This is a genomic window from Actinoplanes sichuanensis (assembly GCF_033097365.1).
Classification (GTDB): Bacteria; Actinomycetota; Actinomycetes; order Mycobacteriales; family Micromonosporaceae; genus Actinoplanes; species Actinoplanes sichuanensis.
Genome location: NZ_AP028461.1, coordinates 2,178,100 through 2,197,301, shown reverse-complemented (window position 1 = coordinate 2,197,301; position 19,202 = coordinate 2,178,100). Strand labels below are relative to the sequence as shown.

At 68.2% G+C, this 19,202-nt stretch carries 17 protein-coding genes; 9 read left to right on the top strand and 8 right to left on the bottom strand.

The features are described from left to right. Positions 1–11: 11 nt before the first annotated feature. From Q0Z83_RS09625 to Q0Z83_RS09590, 8 genes are all read right to left on the bottom strand, one after another. Entirely contained in the window at positions 12–1,469 is a 1,458-nt protein-coding gene (locus Q0Z83_RS09625; RefSeq protein ID WP_317793491.1) for an aldehyde dehydrogenase family protein, read from the bottom strand. A gap of 76 nt (positions 1,470–1,545) precedes the next feature. Then, entirely contained in the window at positions 1,546–2,301 is a 756-nt protein-coding gene (locus Q0Z83_RS09620; protein ID WP_317793490.1) for an IclR family transcriptional regulator, read from the bottom strand. Between the two features lie 38 nt (positions 2,302–2,339). After that, positions 2,340–3,086 (bottom strand): enoyl-CoA hydratase/isomerase family protein, encoded by a 747-nt coding sequence (locus Q0Z83_RS09615; RefSeq protein WP_317793489.1) that lies wholly within the window; start codon positions 3,084–3,086, stop codon positions 2,340–2,342. Then, on the bottom strand, positions 3,083–4,657 hold the full coding sequence (locus Q0Z83_RS09610; protein WP_317793488.1) for a class I adenylate-forming enzyme family protein: 1,575 nt from the start codon (positions 4,655–4,657) through the stop codon (positions 3,083–3,085). The genes Q0Z83_RS09615 and Q0Z83_RS09610 overlap by 4 nt, the downstream gene beginning before the upstream one ends. Then, positions 4,654–5,823 carry an FAS1-like dehydratase domain-containing protein gene (locus Q0Z83_RS09605; protein ID WP_317793487.1) on the bottom strand — a complete coding sequence of 390 codons (1,170 nt, stop codon included), beginning with the start codon at positions 5,821–5,823 and terminating at the stop codon, positions 4,654–4,656. The genes Q0Z83_RS09610 and Q0Z83_RS09605 overlap by 4 nt, the downstream gene beginning before the upstream one ends. A gap of 27 nt (positions 5,824–5,850) precedes the next feature. Then, positions 5,851–7,017, bottom strand: coding sequence for an iron-containing alcohol dehydrogenase family protein (locus Q0Z83_RS09600; protein WP_317793486.1), 1,167 nt, complete (start codon positions 7,015–7,017; stop codon positions 5,851–5,853). Positions 7,018–7,021: 4 nt separating this feature from the next. Continuing rightward, the gene (locus tag Q0Z83_RS09595) at positions 7,022–8,095 is read right to left on the bottom strand and encodes a zinc-binding dehydrogenase (RefSeq protein WP_317793485.1); all 1,074 of its coding nucleotides are present in this window, start codon (positions 8,093–8,095) and stop codon (positions 7,022–7,024) included. 45 nt (positions 8,096–8,140) lie between these two features. Beyond that, positions 8,141–9,328, bottom strand: a complete 1,188-nt coding sequence (locus tag Q0Z83_RS09590) for a CaiB/BaiF CoA transferase family protein (RefSeq protein ID WP_317793484.1) — start codon at positions 9,326–9,328, stop codon at positions 8,141–8,143. A gap of 233 nt (positions 9,329–9,561) precedes the next feature. On the opposite strand from Q0Z83_RS09590, the gene Q0Z83_RS09585 reads away from it, so the two are divergent. The 9 genes from Q0Z83_RS09585 to Q0Z83_RS09545 all read left to right on the top strand — a co-directional run bounded on the left by Q0Z83_RS09585 (position 9,562) and on the right by Q0Z83_RS09545 (position 19,202). Continuing rightward, positions 9,562–10,485: an NAD(P)-dependent oxidoreductase gene (locus tag Q0Z83_RS09585; RefSeq protein ID WP_317793483.1), complete on the top strand. Its 924-nt coding sequence runs from the start codon at positions 9,562–9,564 to the stop codon at positions 10,483–10,485. A 26-nt stretch (positions 10,486–10,511) separates the two neighbouring features. Then, positions 10,512–10,907 carry a carboxymuconolactone decarboxylase family protein gene (locus Q0Z83_RS09580; protein WP_317793482.1) on the top strand — a complete coding sequence of 132 codons (396 nt, stop codon included), beginning with the start codon at positions 10,512–10,514 and terminating at the stop codon, positions 10,905–10,907. An 87-nt stretch (positions 10,908–10,994) separates the two neighbouring features. Next, a complete protein-coding gene (locus Q0Z83_RS09575; protein WP_317793481.1) occupies positions 10,995–13,229 on the top strand; it encodes a beta-glucosidase family protein in 2,235 nt (744 codons plus the stop codon). A gap of 273 nt (positions 13,230–13,502) precedes the next feature. Further along, positions 13,503–14,159 carry a flavodoxin gene (locus Q0Z83_RS09570; RefSeq protein ID WP_317793480.1) on the top strand — a complete coding sequence of 219 codons (657 nt, stop codon included), beginning with the start codon at positions 13,503–13,505 and terminating at the stop codon, positions 14,157–14,159. Positions 14,160–14,166: 7 nt separating this feature from the next. After that, a complete protein-coding gene (locus Q0Z83_RS09565; protein ID WP_317793479.1) occupies positions 14,167–14,310 on the top strand; it encodes a hypothetical protein in 144 nt (47 codons plus the stop codon). Positions 14,311–14,315: 5 nt separating this feature from the next. Next, positions 14,316–15,587 (top strand): FAD-binding oxidoreductase, encoded by a 1,272-nt coding sequence (locus tag Q0Z83_RS09560; protein ID WP_317793478.1) that lies wholly within the window; start codon positions 14,316–14,318, stop codon positions 15,585–15,587. Positions 15,588–15,775: 188 nt separating this feature from the next. After that, complete coding sequence (locus tag Q0Z83_RS09555) at positions 15,776–16,633, top strand: helix-turn-helix transcriptional regulator (protein ID WP_317793477.1); 858 nt, start codon at positions 15,776–15,778, stop codon at positions 16,631–16,633. A gap of 326 nt (positions 16,634–16,959) precedes the next feature. Further along, positions 16,960–18,282 carry an extracellular solute-binding protein gene (locus tag Q0Z83_RS09550; protein WP_317793476.1) on the top strand — a complete coding sequence of 441 codons (1,323 nt, stop codon included), beginning with the start codon at positions 16,960–16,962 and terminating at the stop codon, positions 18,280–18,282. Beyond that, entirely contained in the window at positions 18,279–19,202 is a 924-nt protein-coding gene (locus Q0Z83_RS09545) for a carbohydrate ABC transporter permease (RefSeq protein WP_317793475.1), read from the top strand. Before Q0Z83_RS09550 ends, Q0Z83_RS09545 begins: the two co-directional genes overlap by 4 nt.

The window sequence follows — 19,202 nt, the reverse complement described above, 5'->3', positions numbered from 1 at the left end:
GGGGCGCCTCGTCAGCCGATGGACTTGTACTCGAGGTATTCCTCGATGCCGTAGCGCCCGAATTCCCGGCCGATGCCGGACAGTTTGAAGCCGCCGTGCGGGGCGCGCGGGTTGATGGCCGAGCCGTTGATCCGGATGCGCCCGGCGCGCAGCCTCGTGGCCAGGGCGCGGGCGCGGTCGTCGTCGGCGGCCCAGATGGCGCCGGCGAGGCCGTACTGGGTGTCGTTGGCGATGCGGAAGGCGTCGTCCTCGTCGTCGAAGGGGATGATGACCACGACGGGGCCGAAGATCTCCTCCCGGGCGATGCGGGTGTTGTTGTCGCCGGAGAACACCGTCGGCCGGACGAAGAAGCCGCGGTCGAGTCCGTCGGGTGCCTCGGTGCCGCCGGTCAGCAGCCGGGCGCCGTCTTCGAGGCCGGAGTGGATGTACTCGCGGATGCGCTGGCGCTGGGTCGCGTTGGCGACCGGGCCGAGCGTGGTCGCCGGGTCGTAGGGGTCGCCGAGCACGTAGCTCTGTGCCGCGCGGACGGCGATCTGTTCGGCTTCGGCGAGCCGGGAGCGTGGGACCAGCACGCGCGACAGGCCGCCGCAGACCTGCCCGGAGTTGCGGAACGCGTCTTCGATCCCGACTTCGATGGCCCGCTGGAGGTCGGCGTCCTCGAGGATGATGTTCGCGGATTTGCCGCCGAGTTCCAGGGCGACTTTCTTGACCTGCTGGGAGGCCAGTTCCATCACGCGGCGACCGGCGCGCACCGACCCGGTCAGCGACACCATGTCGACCATCGGGTGGGTCACGAGTGCTTCGCCGACGTCGGGGCCGGTGCCGGACACGAGGTTGAAGACGCCGTCCGGCAGTCCGGCGGAGGCGACCATCTCGGCAAAGATGAAGGAGCTCAGCGGGGCGACCTCGGTGCCTTTGAGTACGACGGTGCAGCCGGCTGCCAGTGCCGCGCCGGCTTTCATGCAGACCATGCGCATGGGGCCGTTCCACGGGGTGATTGCGGCGACGACACCGGCCGGTTCCCGCGTGACGATCGTGTTGCCGACCTGCTCGTGCCAGACCACCGACGGCAGGCTTTCGGCGATGCTGCGTAGGTCTTCGACGGCTGCGGCGGCCTGTGATTCGTGGGCGATGCGGGCGGGCTGGCCGATCTCGCTGACGATCGCCCGGGTGATCTCGTCGGCTCGCTCCGCGGTGAGGGTGGCGAGTTTGTCGAGCATGGCGATGCGTTCGTCGACGGTGGTCCGGGACCAGGCCGGGAACGCCGCCGCGGCGGCGCGGGCGGCCTTGTCGACGTCCTCGGCGGTACCGGCGGGAATGGTGGCGACGGGCTCTTCGGTCACCGGGTTGATGACGGTGAGGGTCTCGGTTCCGGTGGAGGGAACCCAGGCGCCGTTCACGAAGATCCGGTTACGTTCGATCATCGAACAACCTCCAGATAGTTCGTAAATACGAACCATCGATCGCATTAACGATTTGTGCTCACGCTAAAGCGCACGTTCCAGCGATGTCAACGGGAGGTTTCGCGGCGCGTCGGCAGACCGGTCAGAGTGCCTCGCGCGGGGTGGTGACGTGCTGGGCCCACAGTTCCACGTGTTTGAGCAGGATGCGGCGCAGCCGCGACTCGCGCGGCTCGGCCTCGGCCGTCGATCCGACGAGAATGGCGACGGCCACCGCCTTACCTGCCCGATCACGCACGACGCTGGCCAGCGCCATTTGAGCGCCGTGGTGGCGAAAGTTCCTGGCCACGCCGGACTTGGCGATGTCCGGGAACTGCGCGAGGAACTCGGAGACCAGTTCCCCGTCCTGCCTGCGCAGATATGCGTCGCGTTCGCCGGCCGGCGCGATCGCCAGCAGCGCCTTTCCCCCGGCCGTGTCGATGAGCCGGCGGCGGATGTTGCTGCGGGCGGCGAAGCCGGTCATGGCGTCCGTACCCGACTCGCCGATGTAGATGAGGTGGTCGCCGGCCTGCACGCCGAGGAACACCGTCATCTTCGACTCCTGATGCAGGGCGTCGAGATCGGCCTGCGTGACGTGCCCGGCCCGGATGTTGCCGCTGGCCAAGGTGAGCGCGTAGACCGCCGGCCCGAGGTAGAAACGCTTGTCGACCTCGTACAGCCAGCCCTTGGCAAGTAGGCCCCGGATGAAGCCGTGTACCGAGGACTTCGGCGCGTCCAGGGCGCGGGCGAGCTCGGCGAACCCTATGCCGGGCCGGTACACGACCTCCTCGAGGATCTGGGTGACACGGTCGATGGTGCGGTGGCCCTTGGCGGCCTCACTGTCGGCTTGTCCTTCGTTCACGCCCGGGACGATACCGCATTACGACCCTGAGTTCGTACCTACGAACCGACGAAGTTCGGTGAGCGCTTGCCGGCCGCCGCCGACAGGCCCTCGGCGAAATCAGCGGTGCCGAGCAGGGCGGCCTGGGCGGCGGCCTCTTCGTCCAGCGCCGCCTCGGCCAGGGCCGTCACGCGTCGCCTGAGGGTGGCCCGGATGGCGACCAGCGACAACGGCGCCGAGGAGGCGATCTGCTCGGCCAGCGCAAGCGCACCGGCACGAGGATCGTCGGCGAGCTGGTCACAGAGCCCGATCGCGAGCGCTTCCGCAGCGCCGACAGCCCGCCCGGTGTACAACAGCTGCGCCGCGTGTTGTTCGCCGACTGTCCGCGGTAGGGTGACCGACAGCGCGAAGCCCTGATGGAATCCCAGCCGGGCGAAGTTGGCGGTGAACCGTGCCTGCGGGCCGGCGACCCGGAAGTCCGCGGCCATCGCCAGACCCAGACCACCGCCGACAGCGGCGCCCTGCACCGCGGCGACGATCGGCTTGGCGGCGGTGAACAGCCGCAACGCCTGCCGATAGATCCGGCGGATGCCGTCCTCGCCGATGCCCCGCAGGTCCGCGCCGGCGCAGAAGTGCCTGCCTTGCGAGCACAACACGACGCAGGAGACCTGCGCGTCGCCGTCCAGCGCGTGCAGGGCGTCGGCCAGGGCGGTCAGCAGCGTCTCGTCGAAGAAGTTGTTCGGCGGCCGGCGGATCTCCAGTATCGCGACCCGGCCGGAGACCGAGATATTCACCAGGTCGTTCACTGCTTCTCCCCTGCCGCCGCCAGATCCGCACGGGCCTGTGCGGCGAGACCGCTCTTGTCGATCTTCCCGGAATGCGTCGTCGGCAGCGTTTCGTGCTGCAACCGCCATCGGCTCGGCATCGCGAACGACGCGATCCTGCCGCGCAGGCTGTCGACCAGCTCCTGCTCGGTGCGGCCCGGCTCGACGACGACGACCGCCATGACCTCTTCGCCGAGATCCGTCGACGGCACGCCGAAGACCGCCGCCTCGATGACACCGGGCAGTGCCGCGAGGGCCTGCTCGACGGCGGCCGGCGCGATGTTCTCCCCACCTCTGATGATCATGTCCTTGGCCCGGCCGGTGATCCAGAGGTAGCCGTCGTCATCGACGTGGCCGAGGTCGCCGGTGTGCAGCCAGCCTTGCCCGTCGATCGGGCTGGTGTCGACGCCGAAGTAGCCGATCATCTGGGTGGGGCTGCGGACGAGGATCTCGCCGTCGGCTTCGGCGATCCTGATCTCCACCAGCGGAAGGGGCCGCCCGCAGCTGCCGGGCCGGTCGCGGGTGTCGCGCCCGGATGCCGCGGTGGCTTGGCCTCCGTTCTCGGTCAGGCCCCATCCGGTCGCCACGCGGGGGTCGACACCGGGCAGCCCGCCGCGCAGCTGAGCGAGGAACTCCGCGTGCACCGGCGCCCCGCCGACGGTGACCGACCGCAGCGAGCTGAGGTCACGACGGTTGCGGTCGGGGTGTTCGAGTACCCGCGACACCATCGTCGGCACGGCGCTCCACCGGGCGATGCGCCACTGTTCGATCAGGCGCAGCACTTCGGCGGGCTCGAACTTGCCGGTCGGCATGACCAGAGTGTCGCCGACGACGATGGCGCGCAGCAGGGTCTGGATTCCGCCGATGTGAAACATCGGGCCGGTGTGCAGTCCGGCGTCTCCGGTGTTGTCGTCCACCTGGTGCGGCAGCCGTTTGGTGACATGCAGCAGCATGTGCAGGCCGGCCAGCAGTGAGCGGTGTGACAGCACCACCGCCTTGGGCCGCCCTTCGGTGCCCGAGGTGAACACGAGCGCGGCAGGGGCGTCCTCGTCGCACGCCGCCGCGCCGGACGGCGGTGCGAACGGCGTGGTGTCGGCAGCGAGGTCACAGCTCCAGCGGCCGGTGGGTGCGCCGGGTGGGAGGTGGCGGCTGGCGCGGGAGTCGGCCAGCACGAGCGCCGGTCCGACGGTAGTCAGGCATTCGGCGACGTCGGCCGGGCTCCACCAGGCGTTGCCGAGTACCGGCACCGCGCCGACCGTCACGGTCGCCCAGAAGTTGATGATCCAGTCTTGGCTGTTGAATCCGATCATCACCACCCGGTCGCCCGGGCCCACCCGCCGGGCCAGCTCGGTCGCCTTGACTCGGGCTGCGTGACGGAGCTGGGCGAAGGTGAGCACCACGTCGCCCTGCACGACGTGCGGGCGCTGGCCCCATCGGTCCGCCATGTCCAGCAGCGTGGCCACCTGGCGTGGACGGTCGGTGTAGGTGCGCATCAGCACGCCGCGGACGGCCTCGGTGCCGATGCCGTCGCCCCATGTCTGCGGTCCGGTCATGACCCGCTCCTTCTCGGCAGGACCACCGTGGCCGTACCGGGCATGCAGTTCTGTTCGCGCTGGTTGATCGCCCACGTCTCCAGCCGCACGACCGCGTCGCCGTCGGCGTCGATCTCTTTGCCGGTCACGGCTCCTCCGAGGCGCACCACGTCGGAGAGGTAGACGTGCGACCGGTACTGCCCGTGGATCGCCTTGAGCCGGCCGGTATTGCCCATCCAGTTGGTGATCGAGTGGATCTGCCAGCAGGTTCGCTGGATGCCGACGTCATAGGCCATCTGGGCGCCTTGCAGCTTGGCGGCGTAGTCGTTGTAGTGCACCGAGTACACCGGTTCGAGGGCGTGGGTGTGCGGATCCCGGAACGCCCACTTCGGGTGCTTGCGGTAGCGGCGCAGGGCCACCGCATGCGCTGAGAGCCGCGGGATCGGTGCGGCGCCGGAGGCGACGAAGGCGATCTCGTCGGTCAGTCCGATCGGGCCCTTGGTGATGACGTTGAGGTCGTCGCCGACCTGCACGTCCTCCCAGTACCGGGGTTCGGCGCCGCGCGGGATCTCGGCGAGGATGTCCTCCTCGATCTGGGTGAGTTGCTGCGCCGTCCACGGGTGCGGGATCTCGATTGCTCGCGTGCTGCGGCGTTTCTGCATCTCCCCGCGTTCGAAGCGCATGCGGGAGCAGATGAACCGGGCGACCAGCTGTTCGTCCTGGTTCCAGTATTCCTGGCGCAGGTAGTCCTTGATGCGCCGGCCGCCGAACGAGCTCTCGACGGGATCGTCGAACCCGTCGAACCAGACCCGTGCGGTGATCTTGTCGCCCACGCGGATCGGCGCGTGGAAGCTGATGTCGGTCTCGGCGTGGAACCCGCCGAGTCCCCGCCACCCCACCTGGACCGATCCGAGGCAGGCGAAGATGAAGCTCGGTGGCGCGATGATGGCGCCGTAGGGGCCGGCGGTGGCGTATGCCTCGTTGGTCCAGAGCGGGTTGTCGTCGCCGATGCCCTCCGCGAAGCGCAGGATGGCCAGCCGGGTGGCGTACTCGTTGTTGACGCAGGCGTCGGTGCGCAGTTCGGTGCCGATCAGGTTGCGCATCTCGGTGAGCATCTGGTCGGTGAACTTGCCGGCGGCCAGTTCCTTGCCGATCCCCGCGTCGGAGGGTGTGTCGGTCGTGGTCATCGGTGTCCTTCGCGAAGGGGCAGGGGTCTACCAGGCGTGTGTCAGTAAGGCGTGTACGTCCTGTTCGCTGGGCACCCGCGCGGCGGTGGTCAGCGCCCAGTCGTGCATGGCGTGGGTTGCGGCGGCTTTCAGATCTGCGGAGCTGACGTCGACGGCCCGCAGCCGGGTGGGCACGCCGAAGAGCCCGAGCAATCGTTCGATCTCGGCGATCACTGAGGCAGGATCGCGGTCGGTCAGGCCGAGGTAGTCGGCGGCCGCGGTCAGCCGGTCGCCGATCACGTCAGCGGCGAAACGTAGAGCGTGCGGCAGCAGCATCGCCTCGACCATTCCGTTGGCCGACGACGACAGCGGGCCGACCGCATGCGACAGCGCTTGGGCCAGCCCACCCCCGGTGGTGTCACTGCCTTGGCCCGCGAGCAGCGCTGCGAGCATCAGGTGCAGGCGCGGCTCGGGCTGCCCCGGGTCCTCGCCGAGGCGGGGCAGCCAGGTGACCACCAGGCGCAGCGCGTGGGCCAGCAGGGCGTCGGCGAGCGGGTCGGCGGTCGGTGCGGTCAGGCCCTCGACGGCCATCGCGAACACGTTGAGCGCGGCTGACCGTACCAGCTGTTCGGGGGCGGTCATCGCCATCGACGCGTCGAGGGCGACGCCCTGCGCCCGGGCTTTGGGGTCGTAGAGGGCGAGCCGTTCGCCGGTCCGCAGGTCGCGGACGGCGGCGCCGGCTTTGGCGTAGGCGGTGGTGGGGGTGGTGGCGACGACCCATTGCGGCAGTTTCGGCGCGGACAGCCGCGGACTGATCAGTTTCCCGTCGGTTCCGCGGCGGGTGCACAGGTCGCGGATGTCGGTCTGCTCAGCCAGCAGGATCACGGCGGCGCGGGCGGTGACCACGGCGGAGCCGCCGCCGACCGGGATGACGGCGTCAGCGTCGTGGTCGGCGAGGAAGTCGCGGGCCGCCTGCACCCCGTCGAGCGGGCTGTGCGCCCGGACTCCGGTGTACTGTCCGGCCAGCCGGTCGCCGAGCACCTCGCTGACCTGCCGCATGACCCGGTCGTGTTCCAGCATCGAGCGACCACAGATGATCACGGCACGCCGGGCTCCGGCCCGGTCGAGTTCGCGGGGCAACGCCTGCAGCGCTCCGGCACCGCAGAAGGTGCGAAACGTCGGCGTCAGGTGGCGGATCGTCAGCGTGGTGTCCACCCGGTCAGAGCTCCACGACGGCCCGGCCGCCGACGCGGCCCGCGTGCAGGTCGTCGACGGCCTTGTCCAGGTCGTCGAGGCGGTACCGGCCGGTGACCAGCGCGCTCGCGTCGAATCGGCCGTCAGCCACCCAGGCGGTGAAGGTCGCGAAGTCACGGACCGGATCGCAGCTGCCGCCGACACAGCCGATCAGGCTCTTCTCTCCGTTGAGCAGGTCGAAGCTGTCCAGCTGGAAAGGCACGCGGGGAATGCCGACCAGGATGTCGGCGCCGCCGCGGATACCGGCCCCCCGCACGCCGGGCCGCACCGCGGCGAGACTGATCGGGATGTTGGCGCCGAGTCCGGTGCAGTCCAGCCCGATGTCGACCCCGCGGGTGCCGTCGGCGTGCGGGGTGCGGTCGAGGATGGCTTCGACAGGGTCGACGGCTGATGCGTTGACCACGTCGGTGGCGCCGAAGTGCCGGGCGAGTTTCAGCTTGTCGTCGTCGATGTCGACGGCGATGATCGGCGCGGCGCCCAGGATCGAGGCGGCGGCGACCGCGCACAGGCCCACTCCTCCGGTGCCCCACACCGCCACGCTCTGACCGGCCCGCACTGCGGCGGTGTTCATCACGGCGCCCGCACCGGTCATCAGCGCGCACCCGATGATTGCGCCGAGATCCGGTGACAGATCCGCGGCGGTCTTCACCACATACTGTTCGTCGACCAGGGCGTGCGTACCCCAGGTGAAGGTGTTGTGGGTGGTGGCGATCTGCCCGTCGGACAGGGCCACGGCGGTAGGCGCGGGGCGGCGGCCCTGCAGCGGCGTGCGCGGGATCCAGGTGACAACGACCGGATCGCCTGGTTGCACGTAGGTGACGCGGCTGCCGACCGCGGCGACGGTGCCGGTGGATTCGTGGCCCAGCACCATGGGTGTGGTCCGGTTGTCGTCGAAGATGCGGTCGAGCTGGCTGTGGCAGACACCGAACGCCTGTTGCTGCACGACCACCTCGTACGGGCCGGGAAGAAGGTTCACCTCGTGCAGAACGAGGTCACGTCGCTGCGGTGGAAGGACGGCGATCCGGGCTTGCACTGCCATGGGTCTGCTCCTTGAACTCTGCCGTGTCCGTCGTTGCGTGCGGTTTCAGACCACGCCGGCCTCGTGCAGCTTGGTGATGTCGTCGGTGCTGAGGCCGAGTTCGTCGCGCAGCACTTGATCGGTGTGCTCGCCGAGGCGGCCGGCGCGCGACGGTTCGGTCATCGGGGAGTCGGACAGCAGCAGCGGGCTGCCGAGAGTGGTGAAGGTGCCGTGCTGATCGGTGACCTCGTGCAGGACGCCGCGGGCCCGCACGTGGGGGTCCTCGAGCAGTTCCGGCAGCGTCACGACCGGGGCGCAAGGAATCCGGGCGGCTTTCAGCCGCTGCGTGAGCTCGTCCTTGTTCAGCTGCCGGGTCCATGCCGCGACCAGCGCGTCCACGTCGTCCATGTGCGCGCAGCGGCCCGCCATCGCGGCGAAACGCGGATCGTCGGCCGCGGGCTGATCCATCACGGCGCGCAGCCGGTCCCAGTGCGCATCGGTCGGGCACAGCACGGCGATCCATCCGTCGGCGGCGGGGTAGGTGTTGTACGGCGCGACTGCCAGGCCGCCGTGCCGGTTGCCGGTGCGTTCCCGGCTGACGGTGCCCGGGCTGAGCAGTCCGGCGATGTTGGAGGTCAGTGACGGCAGGATGGCGTCCTGCAGCGAGACCTCGACGTGCTGCCCGCGGCCGGTGCGGGTGCGCTGGAACAGGGCGGCGAGGACTCCGGCGACCAGGTGGGTGCCGGCCATGAAGTCGACGACGGAGGGTCCGGTCCGCACCGGGGCGCCGTCCTCGAAGCCGGTCGTGCTCATGATCGCGGTCCGTGCCTGGATCGTCAGGTCCATCGCGGGTTCCCCGGCGTAGGGGCCGAAGGATCCGAAGCCGGTGCCGGACGCCATGATGAGTCGTGGGTTGATCTCGCTGAGCTGGCGGTAGCCCAGGCCGAAGCGGTCCATCGCGCCGGGTGAAAGGTTCTGCACCAGGACGTCGGCGGTGCCGGCGAGCTCGCGCAGGATCTCCTGGCCGGCGGCGGACTTCAGGTCCAGGCGGATGGCGCGTTTGCCGGAGTTGAGGAACTGGAACTGGATCGGTTCCCCGTGCTCGTCCACGGCCGGCAGGCGACGGTACGGGTCTCCGTCGGGCGCCTCGATCTTGATGACGTCGGCGCCCAACCGGGCCATCAGCATCGTGCAGTACGGCGCGAAGTAGAACTGGCCGAGGCAGATCACCTTCACACCCTCAAGGGCGGTCATTTCAGCCTCCGTCGTCGTGCCCGACCCGCCATGCGGGGTTCGTATTTACGAACAGGAGTACGCATTTGCAACCTCGACACTAGGGCGGCCTCGTCACAGCTGTCAACGACCCCGCAGTCGGCGACCCATTGACACCCCCGGCCGGGCCGACCTACGTTCCATTGCGGGCATGTTTCATATATGGGTTCTCTAGTTCGTATATAAGAACCCGGGAGCTGTGAAGGGATCACACCATGAGGGTGGGTTTCATCGGCCTCGGCACCATGGGCACAGGCATGGCGCTGAATCTGCGCACGGCCGGCCACGACCTGATCGTCCACGACCTCGACCGCGGGCGTGCCGAGCCGCACGAACGCGCCGGCGCACGATGGGCCGACAGTATCGCCGAGGTGGGGGCCGCTTCCGATGTCGTCTTCACCTCGCTGCCCGGCCCGGTTGAGATGCGCGAGGCCGCCCTCGGCGGCGGTCTGCTCGCCGGCATGCGGCGGGGCACCGCCTGGTTCGACCTGACCACCAACTCCCCCACCGTGGTACGCGAGGTACACGCCGACTGCCTCGCCGCCGGGATCGACTTGTTCGACGCGCCCGTCAGCGGCGGCCCGCACGGCGCGGCATCGGGCAAGCTGGCCATCTACGTCGGCGGCGACGCCACCCTCTTCGAGCGGTACCGGGCCCTGCTCGACGCCATCGGCGACAAAGTGCTGCACGTCGGCGACATCGGCGCCGGAAACACCGCCAAGCTGGTGCACAACTGCGCGAGCATCACCATCCGCGCTGCCATCGCCGAAGTGTTCACCCTGGGCGTCAAGGCCGGGGTCGAACCGTCGGCGTTGTGGCATGCGATGCGGCAGGGAGCGATCGGCCGGTCCCGCACGTTCGACCGGATCGGCGACCGGTACCTGCAGTCCAGCTTCGACCCGCCGTCGTTCGCGCTGACCCTCGCGAACAAGGACCTGCGCCTGGCACTGGAACTGGCGGGGCAACTCGACGTCCCGATGCACTGCGCCGAGGTCGTCGCCGAGGACTTCCGGGAAGCGCTGGAGCGCGGCTGGGGCGGCCGCGATTCACAGTCACCGATGGCGCTGCAGAACGAGCGTGCCGGTGTGACGGTCAAGCTCACCGCTGCCGAAGTCCAAGACGTCCTCGACCGGGGCTGACCTCGCAATACCCTCAGGGAGAAACCATGGAGATCGACAGCACTGCCGGCAGCCGGGAGATCGGTCGCCGTATTCTCGGCGAGCTGATGGGCGAGGACTACCTCGCACAGAAGGCCCAGGCCCGCAACTCGTTCAACGCCGTCCTGCAGGACTACTCCGAAGAGGTCTGCTTCGGCAGGATCTGGGCGCGCGAGGGCCTCGACCGTAAGCAGCGCAGCATCGTAAACATCGCCATGCTGACCGCGCTCAACCGGCCGAACCAGCTGGCCCACCACGTCGAGGGTGCGCTGACCAATGGCTGCACGGTCACCGAGATCCAGGAGATCCTGCTGCAAGCCGCCGTCTACTGCGGCCTTCCCGCCGCCGGCGAGGCATTCCGCGTCGCCGAGGGTGTCCTTCGTTCCCACGGCCACCTCGACTGACACCGGTCCGCCGCGGCCGGCACCGCCCTCCCCCGGTGGTGCCGGCATCGCCGTCCTCGATGCCGCGAACCACCAGGAGACTCCGCGATGACCTTCGCCGACCTGCTTCCCGAACTCACCCTCGCCGAGAAGGCGGCACTGTGCCTGGGATCCACCTTCTGGCACACCGCGCCGGTTCCCCGGCTCGGGATCCCCGCGCTCATGCTCTCCGACGGCCCGCACGGCCTGCGCCGCCAGCCCGACGGCAACCAGGCCGGAATCTCCGGAAGCCTGCCCGCCACCTGCTTCCCCACCGCCTCGGCGCTCGGCTCCTCCTGGGATCCCGACCTGGTCCGGCGCATCGGCGCGGCGATCGGCGCTGAAGCCCGCGATCATGGTGTGAGCGTGGTGCTCGGCCCCGGCGTCAACATCAAACGGTCACCGCTGTGTGGCCGCAACTTCGAATACTTCTCCGAGGACCCTCTCCTGGCCGGCGTCCTGGGTGAGGCGCACGTGACCGGCGTGCAGAGCCAGGGCGTCGGCGCCTGTGTCAAACACTTCGCCGTCAACAACCAGGAGACCGACCGGCTGCGGATCAGTGCCGACGTCGACGAACGCGCGTTGCGCGAGATTTACTTGCGGCACTTCGAGCGCATCATCGTCCGGGCCCGCCCCTGGATGGTCATGTGCGCCTACAACCGCGTCAACGGAATCCGCGCCTCCGAACATCACTGGCTGCTCACCGAAGTGCTGCGAGGTGAGTGGGACTTCGACGGAGTCGTCGTGTCCGACTGGGGGGCCGTCCGCGACCGTGTCGCCGCGTTGTCGGCCGGCTTGGATCTGGAGATGCCGCCGAACCTCGGCGTCAGCGACACGGCGATCGTGGCGGCCGTACACGACGGCACTCTCGACGAGAAGATCCTCGACCAGGCGGCACTGCGGATACTCCGTCTCCTCGACCGGGCACAACCGTCGGCTGACCCGGCCGTCATCGACCATGACGCCCACCACCGCCTGGCCCGGGCCGCAGCCGCCGACTGTGCCGTACTGCTGAAGAACGACCGCGACATTCTGCCGCTGCGCCCCGACGCCGGCGACACGATCGCGGTGATCGGTGAACTGGCCCGCACACCCCGTTTCCAGGGCGCCGGCAGTTCACAGGTCAACCCCACCCGCGTCGAGGTGCCCGTCGACGCACTACGTGCCCTGGTCCCCGCCGCAGTCGCCGTGGACTTCGCCGCCGGCTACCGCCTCGACGGCGACGACGACGAACAGATGAGCGTTGAAGCGGTCGATCTGGCCGGGCGCGCCCGCGCCGTCGTCCTGTTCCTCGGCCTGCCGGCCGGCGCCGAGTCCGAGGGCGCGGACCGCCGCCACATGGATCTGCCCGGTAACCAGACGGCGTTGCTGACCCGGCTCGCCGCGGTCAACACAGATGTGGTCGTCGTGCTCACCAGCGGCTCGGCGGTGCGGTTGACACCATGGGACCGGCATGTCCCGGCAGTCTTGGAGACCTGGCTGGCCGGGCAGGCCGCCGGTGGTGCGATCGCCGATCTACTGCTGGGTGTGGCGAATCCGTCCGGCAAGCTGGCCGAGACGCTGCCGCATCGGCTGCAGGACACCCCGGCATACCTGAACTTCCCCGGCGAGCACGGGCACGTCCGCTACGGAGAGGGAATCTTCGTCGGCTATCGCGGCTACGACGCCGTGGGCCGCGATGTCGCCTATCCGTTCGGGCACGGGCTGTCCTACACCACCTTCGCCTACCACGACCTCACGGTCACGGTCACCGGGACCACCGCCGACGACCTGGCCGTAGTGGTCACCTGCACCGTCGTCAATACCGGCCTACGGCGGGGCAAGGAGGTCGTACAGCTCTACACCGGCCACCCCGCAGGTCCGCCCCGTGAGCTCACGGCCTTCGCCAAAGTCGACGTCGCGGCGGGAGCCCGCGAGCACGTCACGTTCCACCTCGACGCCGACGACCTGTCGTCGTGGTCGTCCCGGCACCGCCGGTGGCTGCTCGACGGCGGCACCTACACCATCAGTGTCGGAGCGTCATCGCGTGACCTCCGGCTGACCGCCACGGTCGACCTGCCGAAAACCCCGGTGGATGCGCCTCTCACGGGCGAGTCAACGCTGCGCGAGTGGCTGGCCGATCCCTCCGGCGCCGCCAGGCTGAAGGCAGCGATCGGCGTCGACGCCGACGGGAAGCCGGTCGGCGTCCTGGCCGACCCCGAGTCCCTGACCGTACTCGGCGACTTCCCACTGCAGGCTCTCGCCGCGTTTCCGAGATTCGGTATCAGTCAAGCCGCCATCGCTGAGGTGTCCGACGTTGCTTGACGAATGCGCTGTTGCTCTGTTCGCGCGCCCCATCGGTCGGACGGCTTGCATGAACCACCACGAAGCTTGCCTGTGATCAGCGAGCGGAAAGGGTCCCTGTCATTACCCCTTTCAGCAGTGCCTTTCTCGCGCTGATGGGCCGGGGTTTGCTGGAGAGGATCGAGCGGCGGCATGACGCCTTTGCTCGATCTACCAGCCAGGTTCAGACGCGATGACAGAAGGATCAGATCGCCGGTGACAGCTACAACACGCAGAAACGTCCTCGCGTCCGCAGTGCTCGGGATCGCCGGAATCGGCTTGGCCGGATGTTCCCGGCTCGGGCTGGGCGGATCGTCCGGAGATGGCGAGCCGCTCGAACGCCCGTTGGACGGCGCGCGGACCCTCATCGCGTACTTCTCCGTGCCGCTGACCGACGACCCGGACGACATGAACCGCGACGAGGAGAACAGCACGCATGTCGTCGACGGCAAGGTCTTGGGCAACACCCAGTACGTCGCGCAGCTGATCCAGGCCCGCACCGGCGCCGAGCTGTTCCGGATCGAGACGGCGGTGCCGTTGCCGCTGGACTATGCGGTACTCGCTCCCCAGGCCGAGCAGGAACAACAGACCGGTGCCCGGCCAGCCTTGAAAGCCCTCGTCCCGAGTCTCGCGGACTACGACACGGTGTTCGTCGGCTATCCGATCTACTGGTACGACCTGCCGATGCCGGTGTACACCTTCCTGGAAGACCACGACTTCGCCGGCAAGACCGTCATTCCGTTCAGCACCCATGGCGGGAGCCGGCTGTCGGGCACGGTCGAGGTCATCACGGAGAAGCTCTCCTCCGCAACAGTGTCCGGTAACGCCTTCACGATCTCGCGTGACGACATGGGCGAGGCCGAGGACGAGGTCCGCAATTGGCTCGACGGCCTCGGCGTAGCGGGCCGGTAGACCAGGTATGGCGATCAAGGCGAAGATTCTCGTCCTCCTTGTGGTCATGGCGGCGGTCCTGGCGGCACTGACCTGGGTGAACCGTCAGCACCAGCGCGAACCCGGCTCTCCGGCGGGCTTCGCGGCGGCCGCGGGCGGCGGGCAGCGGTGAACATCGTGCGAAGGATCCTGCTGTGGAGCACCGCGGTCGTCTTCCCGCTGCCGCTGGTGCTGACTTACAACACCCTGGCCCGGGAACCCGAAGGCCTGCGTTTCTATGTCTCCCTCGGGCTGACGGCCTACGCGTGGTGGCTGCTCGCGATCATGCTCAGTGTGCGGCCACCGTGGCTGGACCGGCTGGTCGGGTTGCCGGCGGTCTACGGTCTGCACGGCATGTTGGGCGTGCTCGCGATCGGCTTCGCCTACGTGCACCGCGACAATTCCTATGCCGGGCAGCCGCTGGCTGCGCTGCTCGGAGACTGGGGCTTCTACGCCGCCGTCGTGGTGCTGTGTTTCTCGGTGTTCTTCCTCAGCGGCTGGCTGGTCGACCGGATCCGGATGCTGCTGGAGGCCAAACGGCTACTGGAACGGGTGTTGCGGCACCAGGTTTCGGTGTGGGTGCACCGGCTCAATCTCGTGATCGTCGCGATGATCTGGCTCCACGCGCATCTGCTCGTGCGGGTGAATCAGTATTTCGGGTTCATGATGCTCTTCGACGTGTACACGGTGGCCGTCCTCGGCCTCTACGTGTGGAAGAAGTGGATCGCCGCGGACTACTACCTGACGGGTGCGGTCGTGGGTAACGAGCCGCTCGGCGGCACGAGCCGGCGCCTGTCCGTGCAGCTCGATCATGCGGAAACCCGGATCAGGCCGGGTGACTTCTTCTTCCTCCGGTTCGAGGGCACCGCAGCCGTGCCCGGGGAATGGCATCCGTTCTCGGTCACCGACGACGACCAGAAGACCTTGAGTTTCACCATCCGTCAGCATGGTGACTTCACCCGGCGACTCACCGGCGTCGACCTGGGAGTGCACGTACGGCTGGAAGGACCATTCGGCCGCTTCGACTCGATCGCCGCCCGGCAGCATGCCGACACACCGCTGGTGCTGCTGGGCATGGGCGCGGGCGTCGCCCCGCTGCTGAGCCTGGCGGCCGCCTACCACACGACCCGCGAGATCCACGTGCTGTGGGCGGTTCGCCAGGCGGACGACGCCTATTACCGTGAGTTACTCGCCCGGTATCAGGCATCTTCCGGAAACCGCATGACGGTGACGGCCAAGGTAGGTCGATTCAGTCGTGCGGACCTTTCCGAGCTTCTTCCGCAACAGGTCGTCCGAACCGGAGCGTTCTTCGTCGTCGGCCCGAATCCCGCTGTTCTGGCCAATGAGCGCCTGCTGCGACGAATAGGCGTTTCGGCACGACGGATCCATCAGGAGCGGCTGACGATGTAGCGGTCCGGGGTGTGCGATTCCGGAGCCGGCGCTGTATGGGCCATGCCGGCTCCGGGAGATTTTTGCGTCGTGATTCGCTCACCGACATACTGTTTGTGAACGGCGCGTTACCAGCGAGGACATATTCAGCGCGTATTCGTTACTAACGAACGGGGTCCATCGGCGTCGATGCTGGCAGACTGACGGTTATGGCAGCAGAACAGCCGGGCGGTAACGGCGGCACCGAGCTGGGACGTTTCCTGCGCGCACGCCGCGCCCAGGTGACGCCGGAGCACGCCGGCATCAGCACAGGCCCTGGCTGGCGTCGCATTCCCGGGTTACGCCGCGAAGAGCTCGCCGCTCTGGCCGGAGTGAGTGTGGACTACTACATCCGGCTGGAACGCGGCAAGGAGCACCGGCCCAGCCCGGCCGTCATCGGAGCCCTGGCCTCCGCGTTGCGCCTCGACGCCGCCGAATACGGGCACCTGTTCGACCTTGCTCTGCGTGCGACCAGCACGCTGCCCCGGCCGCGCCCGGCACCGGGTGCCATGCGGACGCCCGCGCCCGGCACCGACCTGCTGCTGGAACGCCTACGGCCGTACCCGGCGAGACTGCTGAACCGGACGATGGACCTGCTGGCCGCCAACCGTGGTGGGCTGCGCACGCTGCCTGGCATCGAGGACTGGCCGGCCGAACACCGCAACATCGTCCGATACGTGTTCCTGCATCCCACCGCCCACAAGTTGTTCGCCGACTGGGACGCAGTGACGAAAGGCTGCGTGGCACGGCTGCGTGCGGTGGCCGGTCTGGAACCGGACGCACCTGACCTGACCGAACTGGTCACGGAGATGGCGGCAGAGAGCACGGACTTCTCCCGGCTGTGGGACCGCTACGAGGTGTGCCCGTTCACCGCCACCTCCAAGACCTTGCACCATCCGCAGGTAGGCACGATCACCTTGCAGGTGCAGGCCATGCAGGTGGAGGGTACCGCCGGGCACCGTCTGGTGACCTATGTCGCCGAACCCGGCACTGCTGATCACGACGCGCTGATCCTCCTGGACCGGTAGCGTCCTCTCCTTTCACCCTGCTCTCGTCCGGACGACCACGTCGGGATGGGGGTAATGAGATTCCCCTGAATCTCCTTACCGGGTCAGCAGGGTCCTGCCAGGTGATCGCGGTTTCCCCTAGCGTCGTGCCTTAACCCGGTTCGCAAGTCTGCGACTTGCGCATTCCCGGCTCGAGTTCGACGCCCGGCCCGAAGATCCTGCTCGCCGAAGCGTCGACGTCGACCACATGACGGCAAGCCTCAGCGCGCCGCCAGAGTGTCGCAACGCCCCGGCGGCCGGGCTCCCCGCGGCAGTTCTTCTCGCCGCTGTCGAAAACGGAGACAGTGATGAAACGTCGTGATTTCCTAACCCTCAGCGCCGGCACTGGCACTGCGGCAGCCCTTGCAGCATGCGGCAGTTCGGGACCGTCCAACTCGGGCGGCTCCGGCGGCGCCGCCGGAGCCGCGTCGTACTGGGCGCTGAGCGGGCAGCCGAGCGAGCCGATCCGGCGAGCGGCGATCGACCGGTTCAACAAGGCCAACCCCAGCACTCAGATCACCGGCACCTACTTCGCGAACGACGCCTACAAGCAGAAGATCAAGACGGCCCTGGGCGCGGGCGAAGGCCCGTCGATCATCTTCAACTGGGGCGGCGGGGGCCTGAAGACCTACGTCGAGGCCGGTCATGTGGAGGACCTGACCGACTGGTTCGCGCAGAACGCGACGGTCAAGGACAAGATCATCCCGGCGTCGTTCGGTGCGGCCACGGTCAACGGCAGGATCTACGCCAGGCCGGTCGAGAGCGTGACACCGATCGTGCTGTTCTACAATAAAAGGGTTTTCGACCAGGTCGGTGTCCAGCCGCCGCAGACCTACGGCGACATCCTGGACCTGGTTCCGAAGTTCAACGCCAAGGGCATCGCACCGTTCTCGCTGGCCGGGCAATCGCGCTGGACCAACATGATGTGGGTCGAGTTCCTCCTCGACCGCACCGCCGGCTCGGATGTGTTCAACCGGGTCTTCGCGGGCGAGAAGAACGCGTGGTCCGACCCGGCGGTACTGGACAGCCTGACGAAGGTGCAGGACCTGGTGCGAGCCGACGGGTTCATCAAGGGCTTCTCGTCGATCACCGCCGACTCCAGCGCCGATCAGGCTCTGCTCTACACCGGCAAGGCCGCGATGATGGTGCACGGCAGCTGGTCGTACGGGCTCCAGAAGGCCAACGGCGGCGACTTCGTCTCCAGCGGCGCCCTGGGCTACATGAACTTCCCGCCGGTCGACGGCGGCAAAGGTGACCCGAGCAACGCTCTGGGCAACCCTGGCCAGTACCTGTCGATCTCGACGAAGGCCACGCCGGAGCAGAAGGAGATCGCCAAGAAGCTCTTCTCCACGACGCTGCTCGAAGACGAGGAGATCAAGGGCTGGGTCGGCGCCGGCTATGTACCGGTACTCAAGGGCAGCGAAACGCAGCTCAGCACGTCACCGAACGCCGACTTCCTCAAGTTCGTCTACGACACAGCGGTCAACGCCAAACTCTTCGCCCAGTCGTGGGACCAGGCGCTGAGCCCGACCGCCTCCGAAACCCTGCTCGACAACATCGCCAAGCTGTTCCAGCTTCAGATCAGCCCGCAGCAGTGGGTCGACGCGATGAACGGGGTCATCGGCAAATGACGATGCTTGCTCCGCCCGCGGTCCGCGTCACCGAGTTGCCAACCACCGACCGTGGGCGGGGCCGCTCCGTCGTCTGGATGGCGCTGCCCGCACTTGTGGCATTCCTGTCGTTCGGTCTCATCCCGCTGCTCGGCGCGCTCGGGCTCAGCTTCACCACCTGGGACGGCATCGGCAACATCCAATTCACCGGCCTGGACAGCTGGAAGGCCGCACTGACCGACCCCGGCCTGCCGCACACCCTCGCGGTCACGTTCGAGATCATGATCCTGTCATGGCTGGTGCAGACGCCGATCTCCATCCTGATCGGCGTCTTCATCGCCGGCCGGCAACGCTATCGGGGCCTGCTCGCGGTGCTCTACTTCATTCCACTGCTGCTGAGCTCGGCCGCCATCTCCATCACCTTCAAGGCCATCCTCGACCCGAACTTCGGCCTCGGCTCCGGCCTGGGCATCGGCGTGCTCAATCAGGACTGGCTCGGTGACCCCACGCTGGCCATCGCGGTCCTGATCTTCGTGGTGTCCTGGCAGTTCATCCCCTTCCACTCGCTGATCTACCAGGGGGCGGTACGGCAGATACCCACCGCGTTGTACGAGGCGTCGCAGATCGACGGCGCCGGCCGGCTGCGCCAGTTCTTCTCGATCACGCTGCCGCAGATCAAGTACACGATCATCACCTCGTCGACGCTGATGGTCGTCGGCTCGCTGACCTTCTTCGACCTGATCTATGTGCTGACCGCCGGCGGCCCCGGCGACGCCACCCGAGCGCTGGCGCTGGCGATGTACCAGAAGGGTTTCATGGCCAACCTGATGGGTCCGGCAAGCTGCATCGCGGTCATCCTCGTACTGGTCGGCGTCGCCTTGTCCCAGTTGCTCCGGCGGCTCGGTGGCCGCGGCGACGAGAGCCAGATGGAAGGCATGTGA